Raw genomic sequence first — 24,221 nt, forward strand, 5'->3', positions numbered from 1 at the left:
ATTGATTGGTAAAAGCCGGAATCTTCAAATCCCGGCTTTTATTTCAGCAAATAAATTTTTCGTCTTAGCGATTTCAGAGTCATTTTATTTATTGTTGCCGACTATCTCGGCGACCACACATAATTCGTTATGGCAATCTGACTCATTTTCATCAAAACTGATCGATAACAACAAAGTGGTGATAGCGTCATTGCCCTGAACCGATTAGATCGTAAAATGCCGCCTTATATTGCAATCTCGAAGATTTTTTTCTTCCAACAGAAACGAAGCAAATGCCCTCATTAAGCTTTTTTCCAGCGTTCGCATCTCAGAAGAAAACCGTCGGCCAGATTTTTTCTGTCCAGCCAAACCCGATCCGGGCACATTATAAGTCGATTGACGATTTGCGTGATCTTGGCGCACGGGTTGCCAAGGGCGAAGATGTTCGCCTGCCTGATTACGAGCCCATGGTTTTTGAGCAAAGAACCGTTGAAAATGCACGGTTGATCTTACACTCTTACCGATCTTCGGATGCCGCGGCCCGTAAAGGCGAAACCATTACCCCAGCGGCTCAATGGCTGCTCGACAACTACTATCTTGTTGACCAAAACATCCAGCAGGTCGAACGCGATCTGCCCAAGAAATTCATTCGGCAATTGCCTTCGCTTGTAAGTCAGAGCGATATACCGCGCGTTATGGCTCTGGCGTGGCTCTATGTGGCCCACACAGACAGCCAATTCTCGCTGAACAGCCTCAGCGCAATTGTTGAAGGTTTTCAAACTGTCGAGCCGCTGCATATCGGCGAATTGTGGGCTCTGCCCTCTGCCGTCCGCTTCATCCTGATCGAAAATGCAAGACGTCTTTCCTTGCGTGTTGAGCGTGCGCGGCGCATGCGCGCCTTTGCCAATAGCGTTGCTGATGAGATTACGCTGAACGCGGAAAAAGACACACTGCCCCAGATGCTGGAACAGTATACGACGGCGGCGCGGGACAGCACCTTTGCGACGCACCTGCTTTATCGCCTGCGTGGTGGCGCCATGCACTCCGGAGCGGCAGTGGCGTGGCTGGAAGAGGTGCTGGAAAAGAACGGCAGCGATGCCGAGGACGCGATTATTCAGGAACATACCCGCCAATCCACTGGCGGCGTGACGATGGGAAACCTTATCCGCAGCCTGAAGGCTATCGACGATGTTGACTGGATTACATGGTTTGAAACAGTCAGTGGTGTAGATGCTGTTCTGCGCGAAAATTCCAATTTCGACGCGCTCGACTTTCATTCGCGTAATGCCTACCGCGTTGCCATCGAAAAGATTGCGCGTCGTTCCGGCAAAAGCGAAAATGACATTACGCAGGCCGCACTTGAGCTTGCGCATAAGAGCGCGGAACAGACCGGCGGTGAAGGCGGGGTTCCCGAACAGCGCAAACGTGACGTAGGCTATTACCTTGCCGGCGATGGGCGACCCGAGCTTGAGGCAGTTTGCGATTATACACCGACGCTGATTTTGCGTTGGGTGCGTTTCTACCGCAATCTTGGTCTTGCAGGATTATGGGTGCCAGCCTCCATTTTTTCGATCGCCATATTGCTTGTGGTCCATTACTGGCTGACGCGTGCTGGCTTGCCCCGCGATCTGGTTCTGCTGTTTACAATCCTGGCGGTTTTTCCGACCATGGAAACTGCAAACGGCTTTGTTAACTGGATCATTCCAATGTTCATGCCGCCCACGCGGTTGATTGGTTTTGAGTATAAGAACGGCCTGCCTCCAGAGGCGAAAACACTTGTAGCCGTGCCCACATTAATCACCTCGCGGGATTCAGTCGATGAACACATCCGTAATCTCGAAGTTCACTATCTGACCAATCCGCGAGGCGAAGTCTATTTCGCACTGCTGACGGATTGGGCGGACAGCAAAGTTGAACAAAGCGACGATGATCTGGACATATTGGATTATGCCCGCGAAAAAATCACCGCGCTCAACAACCATTATACACAGAGCAATCCCCGGTTTTTCCTCCTTCATCGCAAGCGCCTTTTCAATGCCCAAGAAAATCGCTGGATGGGTTGGGAGCGCAAGCGCGGTAAACTGCATGAGCTGAACCTGCTGCTACGCGGTGATAAAGATACGACCTATTTCCCCTCCAATGAAGTTATCCCGACCGACATCAAGTTCGTGATGACACTGGATTCGGACACACGTCTTACACCTGATTCAGTCAACCGCCTTGCGGGCAAGCTCATCCATCCCCTCAACCGTCCGATTTACAGCGAGAAAGCCGGTCGCATTGTAAGTGGTTATGCAATTTTGCAACCACGCGTCACGCCGTCGCTGACGACTGGTGACGATGCCTCTTTCCTGCAACGGGTATTCTCCGTCAATCGCGGCATTGACCCTTATGTCTTTGCGGTTTCTGACGTTTATCAGGATGTCGTTGGCGAAGGCACGTTCACCGGCAAAGGCCTTTATGACATCGATTTCTTCGAGCTCGCCCTTGATGGCAAAATTGGTGAAAACACAATCCTGAGCCACGATTTGCTCGAAGGTGGTTATGCCCGTGCGGCATTGGTCAGCGATGTGGAAGTCGTCGAAGACTATCCTACCGGCTATAATGTCGATATTTCGCGTCACCACCGCTGGACCCGTGGTGACTGGCAATTATTACCGTACCTGTTCAGCACCAAGCCTGGAATTACCGCTGTTACCCGATGGAAAATGGTGGATAATCTGCGCCGTTCGCTGACGCCGATTTTCTGGATTCTGGCATCCATTGCAGCTTGGACATTGCTGCCGCCCGGCATCGCTGCCTTGTGGCAGTTCTTCATGATTTTCAGCATGTTCATCGTACCAACGATGATCCTGTTCACCAATCTTGTGCCTACGGACATGAACCTTTCACTAAAGGGGCATTTCCAAGCCATTTTAACGGACATCTTTGCTGGTGCTGCGGATATTGCCCTGCGCATTACCTTCATTGCCAACATGGCTTGTCTCATGGCAGATGCAATTGCGCGTACTTTGTACCGCCTGTTTGTCTCGCGCAAAAATCTTCTGGAGTGGCGCGCTGCCGCCCAAGCCAAGACAAGCTCGCCTGACACGTTGCAATATTATACGCGTCTGATGTGGCCAGCGGTCATCGTTGCACTGGTTGCAATTATCCTGCCGCTCGCTGGCCATAGCCGCGCCTGGATGCTTGCGGTCCCGTTTGCCGCAATCTGGTTTTTCTCGCCGGTTATTGCCTGGCTGGTCAGTCGGTCTGCCAAGCCTCTGGACGATCTGATCGTGCGATCATCCGACAAGGGCGAATTGCGCCGTTTTGCCCGCCGGACCTGGCATTATTACGATACATTCGTAACCAAGGAACAAAACTTCATTCCTCCAGATAACTTCCAGGAAGATCCCTTTCCCGTTATCGCAACGCGTACCTCGCCAACCAATATCGGCATGTATTTGCTCTCCACTGTTGCCGCCCGTGACTTCGGCTGGATTAGCTTCAACGAAACATTGACGCGTATTGGCGATACAATCGACACGCTCGAAAAAATGGAGAAGTATCGCGGCCATCTTTATAACTGGTACGAAACAACGACACTTCGCCCGCTGCTCCCGCTATACGTATCAGCGGTAGATAGCGGTAATCTCGCCGGTCATCTTGTTGCTCTGTCTTCCGCTCTGGAAAAATGGGCGGAAGCGCCGTCTGTCTATCTTCAAAGTGAGCTCGACGGGATTCTTGATGTTAGCGATATCCTTGAAGAAACAGTTGCCGAAATTCCGGATGACCGCCGTGTTCTGCGGCCTCTCCGCCGCCGTCTTGAAGAGCGTGTGGCCAATTTCCGCCGGGCAATTACAACGATCAAGGAAGAGCCTGAGACCGCATCGCTCCGGACAATCAATCTTGCTCTGTTCGCGGGCGATATTCAACGCCTGACCGAAGAGCTGCATGGTGAGCTAGAGACACCGATAAGTCTCACGGCGAATGAATGGGCGCTGCTTTTGGTCAAAACCTGCCAGGGTCATACTGACGATGCCATGGGCGGCCATGAAAGCACCGATGTTTTGCGCGAAAGGCTTGTTTCTCTCGCAACACGTGCTCGTCAATTGGCCTTCGATACCGACTTCACCTTCCTTGAGCGGAAGGAACGCCGCTTGCTTTCCATCGGCTTCCGGGTTGAAACCAATGAACTCGACGCAAGTTGCTATGATCTTCTCGCGTCCGAGGCGCGATTGGCCAGCCTTTTTGCTATCGCCAAGGGTGATATACCTGTCGACCATTGGTTCAAGCTTGGCCGGTTGCTCGTCCCAGTGGGCTGGCGCGGAGCGCTGATCTCCTGGTCCGGCTCGATGTTCGAGTATCTGATGCCACCCCTCGTCATGATCGAACCCCTCGGATCGATGCTTGACCAGACCAACAAGCTGATCGTGCAACGTCAGATCGAATATGGCGACTCCAAGGGATTGCCATGGGGCATTTCGGAAGCGGCTTACAATGCGCGCGATCCGGAAATGAATTACCAGTACACCAATTTTGGTGTGCCGACCCTCGGCTTGAAACGCGGCCTGTCCAAGAATTATGTGGTCGCCCCTTATGCAAGCATCATGGCAAGCCAGTATCAGCCAGCGGCAGCCGTCAAGAACCTAAACCGCCTGCGTGAGATGGCAGCACTTGGAAAATACGGCTTTTATGATGCCGTTGATTTCACCAAATCGCGTGTTCGCGAAGACGAGGAATACGCAATCGTACGCAACTACATGGCGCATCATCACGGCATGTCGATTGTAGCAGTCAACAATGTTGTCTTCGAAGGCCGTATGCGGGAACGCTTCCACGCTGATCCGGTTATCGAAGCCGCCGAGCTTTTGTTGCAGGAAAAAGCTCCACGCGAAATACCGGTATTACAGGCCAAAGCCGACAATCCCATGCGTAAAGCTGTCGAAAGTTCGGAAGAACCGGCTTCAATCCGTTATATTCCGAACCCAATGACCGCACCTTGTGCGACCCAGATCATGTCCAACGGACATTATTCTGTGATGGTCACGGCAAATGGTGGCGGATATAGCCGCTGGAATGGTCTGGCCATCACGCGGTTCCAGCCTGATCCTATAGAGAGTGGCTATGGTACATTTCTCTTCCTGCGCGACATGGAAAACGGAGAATGGTGGTCCGCCACCAGCGACCCAGTTCGCTTGGCAGGAGAGAAAAGCACCACGATCTTTACCGATTACAAGGCTGAATTTATCAAGGAGACGGGTACGATCCACTCTACTGTGGAAACTATCGTTGCCTCCGATTCCGATGGTGAAGGCCGCCGCATCGTTATTACCAACACTGGTACCAAGGATCGTATCATCGAAGTTACGTCCTATGCCGAATTGGTTTTGACCAATGACGACACAGATACCGCTCATCCGGCTTTTGCGAAAATGTTCGTGGAAACGGAGATCGATGAACGCGGCGATGCCATTTATGCAACGCGCCGCAAACGAGGTGCGGATGACCCCGATATTCACGTTGCCCACGTCGTTAGCGATGGCTCGGGCGCTATGCGTGAAGTGCAGGTCGAAACCGACCGCCGGGCATTTATAGGTCGGGGGCGTACTCTTCGCAATCCAGTGGTATTCGACGAAGGCGTCACTTTGAGCGGCAATCATGGGTTCGTTCTCGACCCTATTGCCTCCCTGCGATGCCGCGTTCGCGTTCCGGCGCACAAGAAAGTTTCTTTGGTATTCTGGACGCTTGTGAGACCCAACCGCCAGGAGCTTAAAGAAGTGGTCGCCCGCTTCCGTCATCCGGATTGCTTCGCTCGCGAATTCTCGTTGTCCTGGACAAGTTCGCAGGTCCGTCTACATCATATCGGCATTAACCCCGATGAAGCGGCTGTCTTCCAGCGTGTGGCGACCAATCTGATTTACCCGGAAAAATCGTTGCGGTTGCCTTCGAGCAGCATTGCAAGCGGTCTGGGCAGTCAATCTGAACTCTGGCCAATGTCGATTTCAGGCGATTTTCCGATCCTCGCGCTGCGTATCGACGACGAAGCTGATATGGAAACGCTGAGAAACATTCTCAAAGCGCACGAATATTGGCGGGCAAAAGGACTGGTGGTCGACGTTGTTGTAATCAACGAACGCTCCTTCTCATATGCTCAGGATTTCCAGCGTGGACTGGAGGCGATCTGTGAGAATAGCCGCGCACGCGGCGGTCAGTATGGGCCCCGGGTTCACATCTTCACTGTTCGCAAGGATCAGATGAGTGATGCCAGCTACAATACGCTTCTGGCCTCGGCCCGTATCGTATTGCACGCTCAAAATGGCTCGCTTTCCGAACAGTTGAACCGTGTTACTGAACTGAATGCCGAAGCGTTCCCGGCATCCGACATCAAAAGCAAAGCACTGATCGAGACCGAAACAGATGATCTGCGTGGCGTTGCACCAGCGCCGAGCCAGCTTATAGGCAAAGTCCCAGCTAAAACATCAGGCGATGATCTTCAGTTCTGGAATGGTTTTGGCGGATTTGATCTGGGGACCGGCGAATATGTCGTGCGTTTGAGCGGACTGGCTTGCACGCCGCAGCCATGGATCAATGTGATTTCCAATTCCAGTTTTGGCTTCCATGTTTCTGCGGAAGGTGCTGGCTTTACATGGTCGGGCAATAGCCGTGACTATCAATTGACGCAGTGGTCGAATGATCCGGTAATCAATCGCTCCGGTGAAGCTATCTATGTCGTGGACCTTGATGCAAATACGGCATTCGCTCCAACTGCATCGATTTTGCGTGACCCATCGGTTCAATATGAAACACGCCACGGACAAGGTTACTCAACCTTCATTTCCAAACATGGCAATATCGGACTTGAACTGACGCATACGATCGACCCTGTGCTACCGGTCAGGGTTTCCAGCCTGAAAATCACCAATCACGGTCGATCATCCAAACAGCTTCGCGTTTACGGCTTCGTTGAGTGGATGCTCGGCAATGTTCGCGCAAAGACCGCCCCCTTCATCGTGCCGTCTTACGATAGCGAGAAAGGAGTTCTGTTTGCCCGAAATCCTTACGGGGTCGAACGACGCAATCAGATGGCTTTCTTTGCAAGCAGCGTGAAGCCACAATCCGTTACCGCGGATCGAACAGAATTTTTAGGCAATCTTGGCTCGGTAGAGCGTCCCGCGGCTGTTCTAGAGGCAAAGCCACTGTCCAATCTGGTGGAAGCTGGCGGTGACCCTTGTGCCGCGCTTGCGGTGGATATTGAGGTAGGCCCCGGTGAAACTAAGGAAGTGCTGTTCTATATGGGCGACACGGGAAACACTGAAGATGCTCACAAGATACTTGCCGAGCACGCAACCCGTACGTTTGAAGACACATTGTTGGCTTCCAAGGCGATTTGGGCCGACTTCCTTGACGGTCTTCAGGTTGACACGCCTGACGACGCTTTCGACATCATGGTCAACCGGTGGCTGCCCTATCAAAGTCTGGCTTGCCGTATATGGGCGCGCTCGGCATTCTATCAAGCCAGTGGCGCTTTCGGGTTCCGCGATCAGTTGCAAGACACATTGTCGATGCTGATCCTTGATCCAGCGCTTGCCCGCAAGCAAATCCTGAATGTCTCAGCACGACAATTCAAGGAAGGTGATGTCCAGCATTGGTGGCTTCCGACAACCGGAGCCGGTGTGCGGACAAAGATTTCCGACGACGTGGTCTGGCTTGGCTATGCAATCGCGCATTACACGTCCGTGACAGGCGATATGAGCATTCTTGATGAGCAAGTTGCCCTTATCGAAGGACGTGCTCTGGAAGAAGCCGAACACGATGCCTTTTATCAGCCGACAATTTCCACCGAGATTGTCAGCGTCTACGAGCATGCTGCCAGAGCCCTTGATCTTGCTGTTGCCCGTACAGGCAGCAATGGATTGCCACTTATGCTGACCGGCGACTGGAACGACGGCATGAACCGTGTCGGCGAAGAGGGCAAAGGCGAGAGCGTGTGGCTTGGCTGGTTCCTGATCAGCACCTTGCGCGATATGTTGCCTATAGCTGAACGCTATAATGATGCTGAGCGTGTAAAGCGCTGGCAAGCACATATAGAAAGCGTGAAGGCTTCATTGGAAAAGAATGCCTGGGACGGAGAATGGTATCGCCGCGGCTATTTCGATGATGGCTCTCCATTGGGCTCAAAGATGAGCGAGGAATGCAAGATCGATTCTATCGCTCAATCTTGGAGCGTCCTTTCCGGTTATGGCGATCCGGACCGGGCCAAGCAGGCAATGGGATCGGTCGCCACCCATCTGATTGACGAAGAAGCACAGGTCGTCAAACTGTTTACGCCTCCGTTCAACAAATCGCGCCACGATCCGGGTTATATCAAGAGCTATCCGGTTGGTGTGCGCGAGAATGGCGGACAATATACGCACGCGGCAACTTGGGCGGTTCTGGCAATGGCCAAACTCGGCAATGCCGATGAAGCCTATCGCTGGTTCAGCATGCTTAACCCGGTCAATCACTCCCTTAATGCTGACAAGGCTGAGTCGTATCGTGTTGAACCCTATGTCGTCGCTGCGGATGTTTATTCAGTCGATCCCATGCGCGGTCGCGGTGGCTGGACTTGGTATACGGGCTCCGCTGGCTGGTTATATCGCGTTGCGACGGAAGGAATTCTTGGCATTACCCGACAAGCCGACCGATTGTTCGTTGATCCGGCCCTGCCCTCCACATGGGATGGCTTCAGCTTTGTCTTGCGCAATGGTGATGCCAAATATTCAGTTGAGGTCAAACCACTTGCCAGCGGAACCAAGAAGATTACAGTCAATGGAAAGAAGCTGACAAAGCCAGAAGGCGGTATTCCCATGGAGACATCCGGCGAACACAAGGTCACCGTGGAAGTGCCAAGAGTGAGCTAGTTCACCTTTTACAGAGAAACCGCCGTAATCGCCGCCGATGAAATTCATTGGCGGCGATTTCTTTATAACCAAATTTAAAGGCGTCCTCAGTTGAGAAAATTTGCAACTGAGAGCGATCTGACGCATATTCCAGCTATGAAACATGCTTTGAATCAGAAACCTGAATATGAAAAGGAATTGCGCAAAGCGGGCGTACGTATTACGCGGCCCCGGCGCATTATCCTGGATATTTTGAGCTCAACGGAAGACCATCCTGACGCGATGAAAATATTTCATCGTGCCATTGAGATTGACGACAGCATTTCGCTTTCCACAGTCTATCGAACGATGAATTTGCTTGAAGATATGGGTGCCATACATCGCCATGCGTTCAATGGCGGACCATCGCGTTTTGAACAGGCGCATGGCGACCATCATGACCATCTGATTGATATTGATACCGGCGCAGTCATCGAATTCAAATCGGACAAAATTGAAAAACTGCAGGAGGAAATCGCCAAATCGCTCGGGTACGATATTGTACACCACCGACTTGAACTCTATGCGCGAAAAACCGAAAAATAAAAAGCCGCCCAAAGGCGGCCTTTTTTAAAACTACGCAATAAGCCGTCAGGCCGCATTGGAGGCTGGCTGCGACGTCAGCAACTCATAAAGCAGGCTGGCATCATGGGCGGTACGCAATTTGGCGATCCGCTCTGGATCGCGCAACATGCGAGCAATCCTGGACAATGCCTTCAAGTGGTCAGCGCCAGCATTTTCCGGAGCTAGCAAGAGAAACACGATGTCGACGGGCTGATCGTCCAACGCCTCAAAATCGACAGGCGTATCCAACTGGGCAAAAACCCCGGCAATACGCTTTACGCTGTTGATCTTGCCGTGTGGAATGGCAATGCCATTGCCGACACCGGTTGATCCTAGACGCTCGCGTTGCAAAACCGTATCGAAAACCTCGCGCTCGCTCAAACCGGTCAAGGCGGCTGCCTTTTCCGACATGATCTGCAAGAGTTGCTTCTTGGAATTGACTTTCAATGCGGGCAGGACAGCGTCGGGCTGAATGAGATCACCCAGATCCATTATTCTCTTCCTTCCAGTTACCGTCCGCACCTTGTTAAGAGTGCGAACGGTAGTTCAACTCGCCATGAACTTGTTTTTTGTTACCGGGATACGACTTGATCGGCCACCGTCGAGGGATCGATCCAACCAATATTCCCATCTGCGCGGCGATATACGATATTAACCTGCGTACTACCAGCGTTGCGGAACACAACCACAGGACTATCTTTCAAGTCGAGCTCTACGACCGCAGATGCAACGCTCATGCTTCTCAAAGCCATCGAGGTTTCAGCGACGATTGTGGGAGCATAATCCTCCGGAATATCCTCATCTTCATCCGGTACGGGTGCCATCACGCGATAAGAAACATCATCGAAAACACCGTTTGAGCCAGGAGCCTGATGCGATTTCAGCCGACGCTTATAGCGGCGCAACCGCTTGTCAACACGCTCACCAGCGGCATCAAATGCCAGTTGTGGATCTTGAGCTTCACCAGCGGCCTGCAATACCGTTCCGGTATCGAGACGCACGAGACAATCTGCGATAAATCGGGAGCCCTGCTTTTCCACAGTAACGTGGCCAGAATACCCGCCACCGAAATATTTGGTGACCATTTCAGCCATCCGCTCTTCGATTTTGACGCGGAAAGCATCGCCGATGTCCATATGTTTTCCAGATACACGCAGACTCATGATACCTCACCTTCATTGTGATTTCATTGCCCGATCCAATCTACACTGTTGTTTCGAATCGAGCAAAGACATCCCGCAAAATCGCGGGGATGATCAATCACATTTCACTTTCCTGATGTTCCATCCTTAGGCGCGCTTCAACTCCATCGTCGTAAACTATCAGCGCTTCGTTCTCCCTGACTGGACTTCTTTGGCCCAGTTCATTTGCCCACTGCCAGTAATCCTACACGTGGCGGAGCAATGAATCCAGACCTTACATTGCTCTTGGTAGCGGAAGCCTCAGCTTTTTTCTCGCGGCGCCGTTGCACCGAGGAAGCGATGTTCATCGCTTCGCGGTATTTGGCTACAGTTCGCCGCGCAATATCAATATTTTGTTCCTTCAACATTTCCACGATTGTATCATCCGAAAGGATTGAATCCGGCGACTCAGCATCAATGAGAATTTTGATTTGATGCCTTACAGATTGCGAAGAATGTTGCTCGGCGCCCTCACTGGCAGCAATGGCTGCATTGAAAAAGTATCGCAGTTCGAAAACGCCGCGCTTGGTGAGCATGTACTTATTTGTCGTGACCCGGCTAACCGTGGATTCGTGCATCCCAATGGCATCGGCAACATTGCGCAGATTGAGAGGTTTCAAATATGCGACGCCCTGCAAAAGAAACTGCTCCTGCTGGCGAACAATCTCCGTGGCGACCTTAAGAATCGTCTGAGCGCGCTGGTCAAGACTTCGAATCAACCAGTTCGCATTGTGCATGCATTCCCCCAGAAATGTCTTTTCGTCCGGAGATGTTTTCGCCCTCATTATAGTTGCATAGTAGTTGTTGTTGATCAGCACCCTGGGCAATGTCTCCGAGTTAAGCTCGATACGCCAACTGCCATCGGGAGCCTGGTCAACCTGAACATCGGGGATGATACTATCGGCTATGCCAGACGAAAACGCAGTGCCTGGTTTTGGGTCAAGCAACTGTATTTCCCGAAGCATATCGATAATTTCGGTGTCTCCAAGCCGGCACAGTTTTTTCAAACTATGAAAATCGCGTTTGGCGAGCAGCTCAAGATTTTGAAGCAGGATATCCATCGCTGGTGAGAGGCGTTTTCTGGCACGCAATTGAAGCCGCAGGCATTCAGCAAGATCGCGTGCAAACAAGCCTGCGGGCTCAAATCCCTGCAGGACAAAGAGCAGCTTCTCCAGATGTTCAACGGAAGAACCAATCCGGATGGCGAGTTCGGCAATATCACCACGAAAATAACCAATTTCGTCGACCTGATCAGCGAGTTCGGCTGCGATCATTCGATCTTCTGCTTTTTCGAAAGCGAAAATGATCTGTTCCCTGATATGCTCCTGCATATTGAGAGGCGCTGCGGTCACCTGTTCAAGATTATAGTTCTCTCCACCCGACGAGACATAGCCATCGCCTGCAGATGACTTCCACTGAGAAGCAAGATCACTTGCAATAAAATCGCGGCTACCGGGATCGTCAGGAAAAATATTCTCGAGCGAGCTATCAAACGTATCGGACATTGCACTTGAGCTGGTGGTCTCGCCGCTATTCAACCAAAGACTATCGGCATCATCAGATAAAACCCGATCGGCACTACCGTCGCTTCGTAGATCCTGATCGCTGTCTGAACGATGTTCGGAATGAACGCCGCCAAACAAAATAGTGTCGTCTGAAGCATCCAGTCTTTCCAATAATGGGTTTTTTTCGATTTCCTGCTCTATGAACTGCTCAAGCTCGATATGATTCAGCTGCAGCAGCCGTATCGACTGCATCAGCAATGGAGTCATCACCAGAGATTGGGTTTGCCTCAGATCGAGTTTTGGCGACAGAGCCATAATATACGCAGCTACTCCATACAGTATTAGTTACTGCAGTACAGAAGTGGCCCAATCCTTGCTTGTCAATTGAAAAGCTCCAAAAACTCGCGTGCTGGTGTCATTTTCAACCAGTACGGGTTTGAAAGTTGAGATTTTTATGTCACCGGAGGGCCTGATCGGCAAAATCAGAGCTTGAACTCATCACCAAGATAAAGTCGGCGGACATCCGGATTAGCAATTATTTCGTCCGGGCGACCATGGGTCAAAACCTGACCGGCATGGATAATATAGGCCCTGTCGATGAGCTTGAGCGTTTCGCGAACATTGTGGTCTGTAATCAATACGCCAATGCCACGGCCAGTCAGATGCCTTACCAATTGCTGAATATCCGCAACAGCAATCGGATCAACACCAGCAAACGGCTCGTCGAGCAACATGAAGTTTGGACGCGAGGCCAAAGCACGCGCGATCTCTAGGCGCCTGCGCTCACCACCGGAAAGGGAAATCGCTGGAGCTTTTCGCAAATGGGCAATGTGGAACTCTTCAAGAAGTGAATCCAACTCCTGCGCGCGGGCGTGCCTGTCCTTTTCGACAACCTCGAGCACGGCCTTGATATTATTTTCTACTGATAATCCGCGAAAAATTGAGGCCTCTTGCGGTAAATACCCGATGCCAAGGCGCGATCGCCGATACATGGGCATTGTTGTGACATCGAACCCGTCAATTTCTATCGTGCCCTTGTCGACTGGCACGAGCCCGGTCACCATATAAAAACATGTTGTCTTGCCAGCGCCATTCGGCCCAAGAATGCCAACAGCCTCACCGGAACGCACGCCGAATGAAACGCCATTTACGACTTGGCGCCCATTATAGCTTTTCGTGATCCCACGCGCGACGAGTGTGCCCTTCATGCGATCCACGGCCAAGGGATCCGCCGGGCGCATCTCCTGTGAAACACTGGAGTTTGGCCGTGCGGCATTTGTGCTGGGTGAGCGGCGTGAAAATAGGGACACTTACAATTCTTCCGGCGGCTTAGTTCTTTTGGGCGTTTTTAGGCGCAACGACGATTGAAACGCGTCCGGTCTGGCCACTCTTGCAGCTTTCCAGCTGAGCTTCACCGGTTTTCAGCTGAGCTGTAAGCTTACATCCAACAGCAACATTGTCCCCTTGGGAAAGGACGACCTTGCTTCCCGTCAGGACGAGCACTTCGGTCTTCATGTCAAATGTACCGTGATCCCCGGTGGCTACTTGGTCTTCAGACTTCACATAGACTTTATCGCTGACTTCGAGATGATCAATGTCCTGGGCTCCGGCACCAGCCACGCCGCTCGAAACTTTCGAAGCATCTGCGTTTGCGGCATCTTTATTGCCACCTTTAACGTAGTAGACGATCATTGAGCCTGCTTTTAGCAAGGTTGCGCCCTGAACAACCGTAACATTTCCAGTGAATGTTGCGGTACCTGCATCATTATGCAGCACGACCTTGTCGGAATCGATCTGAATTGGCTGATCGCCTGAAAGCTTTATACCGCCGGGCGCTGCACCTGGAGTCTGCTGCGCCATGGCAGGGACAACCAACGCGGAGGCCAACAAACTCACTGCAACCGATGATATCCTGATCAGTTTCGCCCCGAAAGACATTGCTCTCTCTCCTAATCCGAGAAATTTCTTCAAAGTAACAATCCCGACTGTAGATCAGTTGGACGATTTTACCTCATTGTCACCTTCTTGCAGCTTTGTAGGTTGAATGACAAGCCTTACACGCTTTTCAAACGTCACTACCTTACCACCCTCAGTGATCTGCATACTATCGGCAACAATACTGCCATTACGATTTTTTACGCTGACTGGATCATTGGTGGACATGGTATTTCCGGCAATATCAATATCGGCAGATTGCAACTGAGCAGTTATGCCATCCGATGTCACCAAACTTATCTCGCTGTCGAGCTTCAACTGCCTGTTGGCATTGTCGAAAACCCCTGACTTCGCTTTAACCTCAGCGCGCATGTCTTTGCCGATTGGAATTTCCGCGTCAATACCTTCAAGCGATATGACTGAACTGTTTCCAACCTGCTGCAAGGCTCTTACAGCACTCATTTTGTAGGGAAGCTTATCCTTGGTAAAGCCGTCGAGCTTGGGATTCGTCATCACAAGCTTGCCATCCTCGATTCCAGCACCATCCAGAGCAATGTTGTTTGGAACGCCCGAGGCGGAAAAGAATGTAAACCACGAAAATACCGCAGCGCCCACAAGGGCAATTACAGGCAAAGAAAACTTCAACAACCGAACGCGGCGCGAATGACGTTCCGCAGCTTCGAAAACAGTCGATCCCTTGTCGGATGCCGCAAATTGCCGTGCAACCGTCGCATGATGCTCGGCGTCTGCGGCGGCATTTCGCACACCAGTGATATCGGTTTTTTCAATAGACATGGGTTTGGCTGCTGTTACCGTTTATAATATTTCTAGCTAGTTCAACGCCAATATGGTTATTTTTCGATGAAATAGACGTGATTTAGAGCATATGCGATGCGTGTAGGAACAAGTATGTGGTGAGATGGCCAGTTACAAGGTCATTCGCGCACCCATATTTGTACTCATCGATTGGCGCACTGTCTGGACTTCCACTGGGCGATATCGCAAAAGAGTATCACAAACATTGGCGAAACGGACAAAAATGATGGCCAACACAGCGGATGCAATTATCGATAGGCGCAAGCTACGGCGAAAGGTAACTTTCTGGCGTATTGTTGCTTTGCTGGTGGCTGCTTTTGCTTTGATTGCGATCTATCTCATCACCAGCGGTTCGGAAGGCTATACAAGCAAATCCGTTCCTCACATTGCAAAAGTGCGTGTTGAGGGAACAATTCTTGAAGATGAAGAGCTTCTCAAACGCTTGAAAGATATTGGGGAGTCCGACGCCGTCAAAGGTGTTATCGTGTCCATTGATTCACCCGGTGGCACCACTGCTGGCGGTGAAGCAATTTACGAATCTGTCCGCAAAATTGCAGAGAAAAAACCCGTCGTTGCGCAGGTTGGGACTTTGGCTGCATCAGCCGGATATATGATCGCAGTCGCTACGGATCATATTGTTGCAAGGCAGTCGTCCATTGTCGGGTCCATTGGCGTCTTGTTTCAGTATCCGGATATATCGGAGCTTTTGACAAAGGTCGGTGTAAAAGTCGAAACTATTAAATCCAGCCCGCTGAAAGCTGAACCCAATTTTTTCAATCCTGCAAGCGACGAAGCCAAGGCAATGATCCATCGCATGATAATCGATTCCTACAATTGGTTTGTGGGCCTCGTTGAGGATCGTCGCAAATTTAACCACGAACAGGCGTTGGCGCTGGCAGATGGCTCCGTATTTACTGGTCGTCAGGCTCTATCGAACAAACTTATCGACGCGCTTGGCGGCGAAGAAAAGGCGCTTGAATGGCTTGAAGGTAAGGGCGTAGACCCGAAGCTTAAGGTCGTTGAGTGGAACCCGGTTGAAAAATCCACCTTTGGTTCTCTTTTCTCGCAATCGGCGATGAAAATGGCTGCCAAACTGCTGGGTCTGCCCGAGACAAGCACTGGAGTGCTCCACGAAATTACTGGCGACAGGATGTTTCTTGACGGACTCGTTTCGGTTTGGCACGTTGACGGCAAGCCCGTGGGAGCGCAATAAGCTATTTACATATAAGATCAGTGGCATAGTCCAGTTCGACTGTGTATCCTGATCTCAAAACCAGAAGGGAATTTTGCTGTGATCAAATCAGAGCTTGTGCAAATAATTGCCAACCGCAATCCGCATCTATTCCAGCGCGATGTGGAGAATATTGTCGGCGCCATCTTTGACGAAATTACAGATGCTTTGGCTGAGGGCAATCGCGTCGAGCTACGAGGCTTCGGTGCATTTTCCGTAAAGAACCGGCCGGCCCGCAGCGGCCGCAACCCGCGAACAGGTGAAAGCGTTGACGTCGAAGAGAAGTGGGTACCGTTCTTCAAGACCGGCAAGGAACTCCGCGACAGGCTGAATGCAAACAGCTGAATCCATACTTAGTGAATAAGCAAAAAGAGGCTTCAATATGATTAATCGCGTGGTCGCCGTACTGATTCTCGTACCGATCGCGATTATTCTGATCGCTTTATCGGTTGCCAATCGCGGTAATGCCCTGTTTACGATTGATCCCTTCAATCCGGGCAACCCTGCGCTTTCCTACTCGGCTCCTTTGTTTGTCTGGTTGTTTGCCGCTTTGATCATCGGTCTTGTTCTCGGCAGTCTTGTCACTTGGTCCAATCAGGGCAAGCATCGCAAGCTGGCGCGTCAACGCAAGCTCGAAGCAGAAATGTTACGCAAGGAAGCGCGCAAGGCAGCCACTGAAACGGCCTCGACACCCAATCTTCCCTCCTTGCATTAATTTCTATCAAGGACCTTTAATGAAACTCGTCTCCCCCGTTGAGGTCGATGCACTGTTGAACTGGCCCGACATGATTAACGCAATCGAGCTGGCATTCCGCCAAGGCGTGATCCAGCCCGTGCGCCACCATCATACTGTTGAGCGCCCGGATGGAGCGGCCTCCACACTGCTTCTAATGCCCGCATGGTCCGATTTTGATGCGCTGGGCGACTCGTCCAAGGGTTATATGGGCGTCAAGATTGTAACTGTCTCGCCAGATAATGGTGCCGTCTCGAAACCTGCCGTGATGGGTGTATATCTGTTGCTCGACGGTAAGACCGGTGAACCAAAAGCTCTTATAGATGGTCAACGCCTGACCTTATGGCGGACAGCAGGGGCGTCCGCTCTTGCAGCACGCTATCTCGCCCGGGAAGATGCATCAAAGCTTGTGGTTCTCGGTGCGGGCGCACTTTCGGGCTTTTTGGCCCGAGCTCATAGCGCCATACGTCCAATTAACGACATCTCGATCTGGAACAGAAATTTTGCCGGAGCCGAGAAAGTAGCGGTAGAGTTGATCCGGGACGGTTTTAACGCCAGAGCTGTTGAAGACAAGGATGCAGCGATCGCGGAGGCCGATATCATCACCGCCGGTACGCTATCCACCGAGCCGTTGATCCTTGGAAAACATCTGAAAGCCGGCGCACACGTCGATCTTATCGGTGCTTTTACGCCGAAGATGCGAGAAAGTGACGATGAGTGCATCAAACGAGCGCGTGTTTTTGTTGATACGAGAGACGGAGCGCTAAAAGAGGGCGGTGATATCGTCCAGCCGATCAAGGCCGGGGTAATCGATTCCGGCCACATAATTGGCGATTTGTTCGACCTCACACGAGGAACAATGAGAGGTCGTCAATCGACGGGCGAGATTACATTGTTCAAATCTGTTGGCGCAGCTCTTGAAGACCTTGCTGCGGGTATCCTTGTCTATGAAAAGGCAATGGCGTAGTAACCTTGGAAAAGGTTGCAAGGAAAATACGGTTTGAAATCGCCCGGCGGTAAAATTAGAAAAACGAAAAACGGCAGTGGCCGACAAGGTGACGTTTCAAAAAATGCTGTGCAGCGGCAAAGCGTAACGAAGCCCCGCCCGCAATTCGCCAAAGCGCACCGTTCCTCCGATGAAGAAACGGAGCGTGCATCGCCGCGAACAGAACAAACTCCAAAGCGCGTGGTTACCCGCCGTACCGGTGCACGTCCGCAGGAAAAGACTGGGCTTATTCTGGAAACGCTTCCGTCTGAAAATTATGCGCTTCTTGATAGCGGCAATGGTTTGAAACTGGAACAGTATGGCCCTTACCGGATTGTCCGCCCGGAAGGTCAAGCGATCTGGCTTCCGGCGTGGAGTAAGAGCGAGTGGGACAAGGCCGATGCAATTTTCACCGGCAATACAGATGAAGAGGGCGTTGGGCGCTGGCAGTTTCCTAATGTGCCGTTGGGTGAAACCTGGCCGCTCGCTTATGATGGCATTTCGTTTTTGGGTCGTTTCACCTCATTCCGGCATGTTGGCGTATTTCCTGAACAGGGGACGCATTGGGCGTATATGCATGATCTGATCCGCGGTGCAAAACGCCCCGTCAAAGTGCTAAACCTCTTTGGTTATACGGGGGTTGCTTCACTCGTAGCAGCCCGGGCAGGCGCCGAGGTCACGCATGTAGACGCGTCGAAGAAAGCCATTCTCTGGGCACGCGAAAATCAGGAAATGGCTGGACTATCGAGCAAGCCTATTCGCTGGATATGCGAAGATGCAATGAAATTCGTGGCGCGGGAAGAACGCCGCGGAAATGGTTACGACATCATCCTCCTTGATCCACCTGCCTATGGGCGCGGCCCCAACGGCGAGGTCTGGCAACTTTTCGACAATTTGCCAGACATGATTGATTTATGCCGATCAATTCTTACCCCAAATCCCTTGGCGGTCGTCTTAACTGCCTATTCGATCCGCGCATCATTTTTTGCCATTCACGAATTGATGCGGGATACGTTTACGGGCCTTGGCGGCGAAGTGCAGTCCGGCGAACTTATTCTTCGCGAGCGCTCCTCAAAGCGCGCCCTTTCCACATCTCTCTTCAGCCGCTGGGGTGCATCATGAGCAAGCAGGACGACCACCATCGCGGCAGCGGCATTGTCCGCCCGGGCAAAGTCAAGGAAGTCACCAGCCTTACAAACCCGATCGTCAAGGATCTGCGTTCGCTGGCATTGAAAAAATTCCGCGATCAGCAGGGTGTGTTTCTTGCCGAAGGACTAAAGCTCGTCATCGACGCACTCGACCTTGGTTGGACAATCAAGACCTTGGTTTACTCCAAAGCCGGTAAGGGAAACTCGCTTGTCGAGCAAGTTGCCGCCAGAACGGTGGCCAAGGGCGGCGATGTGCTGGAGGTCAATGAAAAGATCATCTCGGCAATAACCCGGCGTGACAACCCGCAAATGGTAGTCGGGGTGTTCCAGCAAAACCTCCAAATGCTTTCCAACATCCGTCCACAAGCCAACGACGTTTTCGTGGCTCTGGATCGGGTTCGGGACCCTGGAAACCTCGGTACAATCATTCGAACTGCCGACGCAGCAGGCGCCAAAGGTATTATCCTCATCGGCGACACCACGGACCCGTTCTCGCTTGAAACGGTTCGCGCGACAATGGGGTCGGTATTTGCAGTTCCCCTCATCAGGGCAACGGAAGCAGAATTTCTATCCTGGAGAAAGAGTTTCACGGGTCTGATCGTTGGAACGCATCTCAAGGGTTCAGTGGACTATCGGACTATCCCTTACGCCAATAAGCCGGTCGTCTTGTTAATGGGCAACGAGCAGCAGGGCCTACCCGATCAGCTGTCCTCGGCATGTGATCGGCTGGCGCGAATACCCCAAGCCGGCCGAGCTGACTCCCTTAATCTTGCCATCGCAACCGGAGTAATGCTGTTTGAAATCCGGCGTGACGCCCTGAAGCTTGACGCGACCACTTGAGAAAATGCCATTTATGAGCCGCACGCGTTTTTTTAGCCTTTCTGCAATCATCATGGTTGCTGTCCTGACCGACCAGATAATCAAATATCTCGTCGAAACAGGTATGGATTATCAGCAGCAAATCGATCTTTTACCCTTTCTGGCATTATTTCGTGTTCACAATGAAGGCATTGCCTTTTCAATGTTGAGCGGAATGCACGACATTGCGCTCATAGGGCTTACACTCGTCGTCATAGGCTTCGTAAGTTACCTTTGGTGGAGTACAAACCCGGATCGGTGGATTTCTCGTGCGGGCTTTGCGCTTATTATTGGCGGCGCTCTCGGTAACCTCATTGATCGCAGCGTTCATGGCTATGTAATCGACTATATTCTTTTCCATCTGCCATCATGGTCATTCGCCGTTTTCAATCTCGCCGATGCCTATATTTCTGTTGGTGCAGCATTGGTTGTAATTGAAGAGTTTTTTGTTTGGGCTAAAGAGCGGAAGAACCCGCCTGATAAGGCAAACTAGCGGATCAAGCATCGCCGGTTTGGCCTTCGTTTTACGTCATGTTGCCGTCATTAAATCGTAGTAATGAGGGCGAGAACGACTACCGGTCAACCTCCGACGAGGGTCAAATCGATATGGACATCTCCTTGCTTGAATCCGCTTCAATCTCTAAAGATCAAAGCATCATGTCGCAGGTTGATTCAACATCTTCGCCATTTACGGCTCCACAGATTGTCTCGGTGCTTGGCCGAATCGGGACTATGGAGGTTTGCCTTGCGCAAACCGAGGACGAAATTGCCTCCTCCCAGCAATTGCGGTTCAAAGTATTCTTTGACGAACTGGGCGCCAAAGGTTCTGCAACATTAGAGCAGCGCGACGCTGATCGGTTTGATCCCTTTTGCGATCACCTCCTTGTTTATGACACGGCAATACCTGGACCAAAGCACAAACAGATCGTTGGAACATACCGACTCCTGCGTTCCGAAAAAGCGTTCGAGACAGGCGGTTTTTATACTGCAAGCGAATTTTCCATCGAACGCCTCGTCGCCGCCAAGCCGGATTTGCGTTTTCTCGAACTTGGCCGTTCCTGTGTCCTGCCTGAATATCGCTCGAAACGTACTGTCGAATTGCTCTGGCAAGGCATCTGGACCTATTGCCGGTTCCATTCAATTGGCGTGATGTTTGGATGCGCATCCTTCCAAGGCACTGTTCCGGCCGCCCATGCTTTGCCGCTCTCCTTTCTTCATCACAATTGCCGGGCAACGGCCGACTGGGATGTCAAAGCTTTACCTGCTCTTTATCAAGCCATGGACCTTGTTCCGAACGAAGCTATCAATGCCCGTGTGGCACTCTTTGCGATGCCACCCTTGATCAAAGGTTATTTGCGACTTGGTGCAATGATAGGTGATGGTGCCGTTATCGATCACGATTTTGGCACAACGGATGTTTGCATCATTTTGCCCGTTAGCCGCATCTCCGAACGCTACGTCAGCCATTATGCGGCCGAATCGAAACGTTTCGGATAGACATCGTTTTATCACCTGTGGAGAATATCGCAGTTTGACTCTGCAGAGGTGTGTAAATTCGCGGATACCGAATAGATTGCTCCTGCTTAGCTCAGGAGACAAGTTTTGGCCGAATTGGCATCCTCTGTAATTGAACAATCCCCATATGAAGCGAATATCTCGGCGCGTCCAACGCCGATGATGGAGCAGTATATCGAGATTAAAGCGACTAATCCTGACAGTCTTCTGTTTTATCGAATGGGCGATTTTTACGAGCTTTTTTTCGACGATGCCGTCGAAGCTTCCAGGGCCCTCGGGATTACCCTGACAAAGCGTGGAAAACATCTTGGCGAAGATATTCCCATGTGCGGCGTCCCGGTCCATGCCGCTGATGACTATTTGCAGAAACTGATAGCACGAGGCTTTCGGGTTGCAGTTTGCGAACAGGTGGAAGATCCGGCCGAAGCAAGGAAGCGTGGTTCAAAATCCGTTGTAAAGCGCGATGTTGTTCGATTGGTTACACCGGGAACGATCACTGAAGAGAAACTCCTTGATCCTTCTGAAGCAAACTATCTGATGACTATGGGCCGCGTCAAAGGCGCGGATAAGACCCAATTTGCCCTTGCCTGGATCGACATCTCAACCGGAACTTTCCGCGTCAGTGAATCGGACGCTTCGCGTTTACTGGCAGATATACTCCGCGTCGACCCTCGCGAACTGATTGTGGCGGACACAGTTTTTCACGACCCGGAATTGCGTGCAGTTTTTGATATTGTCGGGCGCGCTGTGAGCCCCCAACCGCCAAGCCTGTTTGACAGCGCCACAGCAGAAAATCGCATACAACGCTATTTTGATGTCAGCACTCTAGATGGGTTTGGTCAGTTTTCACGCGCTGAACTCTCCGCCATATCGGGCGCTATCGCCTATGTAGAAAAAACACAGCTCGCGGAACGCCCTCCCTTGATGCGTCCGGAACGGGAATCGGAAGGTTCTTCGCTTTTCATAGATCCAGCGACGCGGGGGAACCTTGAGCTCCTACGCACGCTTTCCGGCAAACGTGAAGGTAGCCTGCTGCGAGCGATTGACCGAACAACAACGGGCGGTGGTGCACGTCTTCTGGCCGAGCGCTTGACATCGCCCTTAACTGATCCGGCAGCTATCGCCGAACGCCTTGACTCCATTTCGTTCTTCCTTGCAAGGCAACCCCTGGCCGATCTGATGCAATCGGCCCTAAGAGGCGTTCCTGACATGCCTCGCGCGTTGTCGCGGCTTGCAGTTGGCCGCGGTGGTCCGCGTGACCTTGGAGCTCTCGCGCTTGGTCTGGAAGCCGCCTCCGAGATTTTTCACTTGTTTTCGGGTGAAGAATTACCGTCGGAACTTACCCGCGTTCGCGAATGTCTCGCCCAATTGCCGCTGGATTTTACCGCACACCTTGACCGGTCTTTGGCTGATGAATTGCCGTTGCTAAAACGTGATGGGGGATTTGTTCGTGCGGAATATCACGCCGAACTCGATGAAATGCGTGCTCTGCGGGATCACTCGCGCCGGATCATCGCCGGCTTGCAAGCCGACTATATGGAAACCACAGGCATCCGATCGCTGAAAATCAAGCATAATAATGTACTGGGCTACTTCATCGAGGTAACTGCGAACAATGCTTCCGTCATGACGGATAGCGTTGAGGCAAAGAGCAAGTTCATACATCGTCAAACAATCGCCAATGCCATGCGGTTTACAACCACCGAGCTGGCTGAGCTTGAAACCAAAATCGCAAATGCAGCAGAACGGGCTCTTTCGATCGAACTTGGTATCTTCGACGCTTTGACAAATGAAACGATTCTCAATGCTGACGCCATACGTGCTGGCGCACTCGCATTATCAACCCTTGATGTATCCGTTGCTCTGGCTGCTCTCTCCGGCGAACAAGGATATTGCCGCCCACTTGTCGACGACAGCTTAGCTTTCGAGATTGTCGCCGGGCGTCATCCTGTGGTCGAGCAATCCCTTAGACGGCAGGCAGAAAATCCTTTTGTTGCTAACGACTGCAATCTCTCGCCGCTCACCACCGGTAAAGGAGCCATTTGGCTCCTGACGGGCCCCAATATGGGCGGTAAATCAACTTTTCTGCGCCAGAACGCGCTTATAGCCATCCTCGCCCAAATGGGTTCTTTTGTCCCTGCGGGTTCAGCGCATATAGGCGTGGTCGATCGGCTGTTCTCCCGCGTTGGTGCATCCGATGACTTGGCACGCGGCCGCTCTACATTCATGGTAGAAATGGTCGAAACGGCTGCGATTTTGAACCAGGCAACGGATCGTTCCCTTGTGATCCTTGATGAGATCGGACGCGGCACTGCGACTTTCGATGGTCTTTCCATCGCGTGGGCAGCGGTTGAATATTTGCATGAGAAAAATCAATGCCGCGCAATCTTTGCAACGCATTTTCATGAAATGACTTCGCTTTCCGAAAAGCTTGAGCGCCTAAGCAATGTAACAATGCGGGTAAAGGAATGGGACGGAGACGTTGTATTTTTGCATGAGGTTGCCAAGGGTGCAGCCGACCGTTCCTATGGTGTGCAGGTGGCACGTCTGGCGGGTTTGCCTGAAGCTGTCGTAAATCGGGCCCGCGATGTTTTGCATCAGCTGGAAGCTGGCGAAACCTCCGGCAAAGCGGATAAGCTAATTGATGATTTGCCGCTGTTTTCCGTAGAGGTAAAACGACAGGCACCCAAGCCAGTCCAAGGGAAAGACAGTGCGCTCCTTGTCGCCCTATCGGCAATTAACCCCGACGAGTTGACCCCACGCGAAGCACTTGAAGAACTTTACCGCCTGAAAGGACTAAGCGCACATTAGCGCCAAGACGTATTACTGCCTGCTTCAAAATGTAATCATTTCGTTTGGCGCAAATTCGCG

General features: G+C 51.7%; 16 protein-coding genes and 1 pseudogene. 11 read left to right on the plus strand and 6 right to left on the minus strand.

Going from position 1 to position 24,221, the window contains the following annotated elements; translation table 11 throughout:
- Positions 1-272 precede the first annotated feature (272 nt).
- Together V9K92_RS11010 and V9K92_RS11015 are read left to right on the plus strand one after the other, a co-directional pair.
- Complete coding sequence (locus tag V9K92_RS11010; protein WP_337354000.1) at positions 273-8,861, plus strand: GH36-type glycosyl hydrolase domain-containing protein; 8,589 nt, start codon at positions 273-275, stop codon at positions 8,859-8,861.
- Positions 8,862-8,996: 135 nt separating this feature from the next.
- On the plus strand, positions 8,997-9,425 hold the full coding sequence (locus V9K92_RS11015) for a Fur family transcriptional regulator (protein ID WP_115051630.1): 429 nt from the start codon (positions 8,997-8,999) through the stop codon (positions 9,423-9,425).
- 45 nt (positions 9,426-9,470) lie between these two features.
- Here the strand turns inward: V9K92_RS11015 and ptsN are convergent, their stop codons facing one another.
- From ptsN to lptC, 6 genes and pseudogenes are all read right to left on the minus strand, one after another.
- Positions 9,471-9,935 (minus strand): PTS IIA-like nitrogen regulatory protein PtsN, encoded by a 465-nt coding sequence (gene ptsN, locus V9K92_RS11020; RefSeq protein WP_008127044.1) that lies wholly within the window; start codon positions 9,933-9,935, stop codon positions 9,471-9,473.
- Positions 9,936-10,015: 80 nt separating this feature from the next.
- Complete coding sequence (gene hpf, locus V9K92_RS11025) at positions 10,016-10,606, minus strand: ribosome hibernation-promoting factor, HPF/YfiA family (protein WP_115051531.1); 591 nt, start codon at positions 10,604-10,606, stop codon at positions 10,016-10,018.
- A gap of 200 nt (positions 10,607-10,806) precedes the next feature.
- On the minus strand, positions 10,807-12,444 hold the full coding sequence (gene rpoN, locus V9K92_RS11030; protein WP_115051532.1) for an RNA polymerase factor sigma-54: 1,638 nt from the start codon (positions 12,442-12,444) through the stop codon (positions 10,807-10,809).
- Positions 12,445-12,611: 167 nt separating this feature from the next.
- Positions 12,612-13,340, minus strand: a pseudogene (gene lptB, locus V9K92_RS11035) (LPS export ABC transporter ATP-binding protein); the annotation flags it as partial.
- Positions 13,341-13,458: 118 nt separating this feature from the next.
- Positions 13,459-14,067: an LptA/OstA family protein gene (locus tag V9K92_RS11040; protein ID WP_115051534.1), complete on the minus strand. Its 609-nt coding sequence runs from the start codon at positions 14,065-14,067 to the stop codon at positions 13,459-13,461.
- 54 nt (positions 14,068-14,121) lie between these two features.
- The gene (lptC, locus tag V9K92_RS11045) at positions 14,122-14,859 is read right to left on the minus strand and encodes an LPS export ABC transporter periplasmic protein LptC (protein WP_115051535.1); all 738 of its coding nucleotides are present in this window, start codon (positions 14,857-14,859) and stop codon (positions 14,122-14,124) included.
- Positions 14,860-15,106: 247 nt separating this feature from the next.
- Here lptC and sppA point away from each other — a divergent pair, with 247 nt between their 5' ends.
- From sppA to mutS, 9 genes are all read left to right on the plus strand, one after another.
- Positions 15,107-16,093: a signal peptide peptidase SppA gene (gene sppA, locus V9K92_RS11050; protein WP_337354366.1), complete on the plus strand. Its 987-nt coding sequence runs from the start codon at positions 15,107-15,109 to the stop codon at positions 16,091-16,093.
- 78 nt (positions 16,094-16,171) lie between these two features.
- On the plus strand, positions 16,172-16,456 hold the full coding sequence (locus V9K92_RS11055; RefSeq protein WP_115051536.1) for an integration host factor subunit beta: 285 nt from the start codon (positions 16,172-16,174) through the stop codon (positions 16,454-16,456).
- Between the two features lie 37 nt (positions 16,457-16,493).
- Positions 16,494-16,826 carry a LapA family protein gene (locus V9K92_RS11060; RefSeq protein WP_115051537.1) on the plus strand — a complete coding sequence of 111 codons (333 nt, stop codon included), beginning with the start codon at positions 16,494-16,496 and terminating at the stop codon, positions 16,824-16,826.
- Between the two features lie 19 nt (positions 16,827-16,845).
- Positions 16,846-17,811 carry an ornithine cyclodeaminase family protein gene (locus tag V9K92_RS11065; RefSeq protein ID WP_337354001.1) on the plus strand — a complete coding sequence of 322 codons (966 nt, stop codon included), beginning with the start codon at positions 16,846-16,848 and terminating at the stop codon, positions 17,809-17,811.
- A gap of 33 nt (positions 17,812-17,844) precedes the next feature.
- Complete coding sequence (locus V9K92_RS11070) at positions 17,845-18,951, plus strand: class I SAM-dependent rRNA methyltransferase (protein ID WP_307282181.1); 1,107 nt, start codon at positions 17,845-17,847, stop codon at positions 18,949-18,951.
- Positions 18,948-19,817 (plus strand): TrmH family RNA methyltransferase, encoded by an 870-nt coding sequence (locus V9K92_RS11075; protein WP_115051540.1) that lies wholly within the window; start codon positions 18,948-18,950, stop codon positions 19,815-19,817. The genes V9K92_RS11070 and V9K92_RS11075 overlap by 4 nt, the downstream gene beginning before the upstream one ends.
- 13 nt (positions 19,818-19,830) lie before the next feature.
- The gene (gene lspA / locus V9K92_RS11080) at positions 19,831-20,328 is read left to right on the plus strand and encodes a signal peptidase II (RefSeq protein ID WP_115051541.1); all 498 of its coding nucleotides are present in this window, start codon (positions 19,831-19,833) and stop codon (positions 20,326-20,328) included.
- Positions 20,329-20,441: 113 nt separating this feature from the next.
- A complete protein-coding gene (locus V9K92_RS11085; RefSeq protein ID WP_370878770.1) occupies positions 20,442-21,332 on the plus strand; it encodes a GNAT family N-acetyltransferase in 891 nt (296 codons plus the stop codon).
- Positions 21,333-21,437: 105 nt separating this feature from the next.
- Positions 21,438-24,161: a DNA mismatch repair protein MutS gene (gene mutS, locus V9K92_RS11090; RefSeq protein WP_443094458.1), complete on the plus strand. Its 2,724-nt coding sequence runs from the start codon at positions 21,438-21,440 to the stop codon at positions 24,159-24,161.
- Positions 24,162-24,221: the final 60 nt, after the last annotated feature.

It is taken from the genome of Phyllobacterium sp. CCNWLW109 (genome assembly GCF_037203905.1).
GTDB classification, from domain to species: Bacteria; Pseudomonadota; Alphaproteobacteria; order Rhizobiales; family Rhizobiaceae; genus Phyllobacterium; species Phyllobacterium ifriqiyense.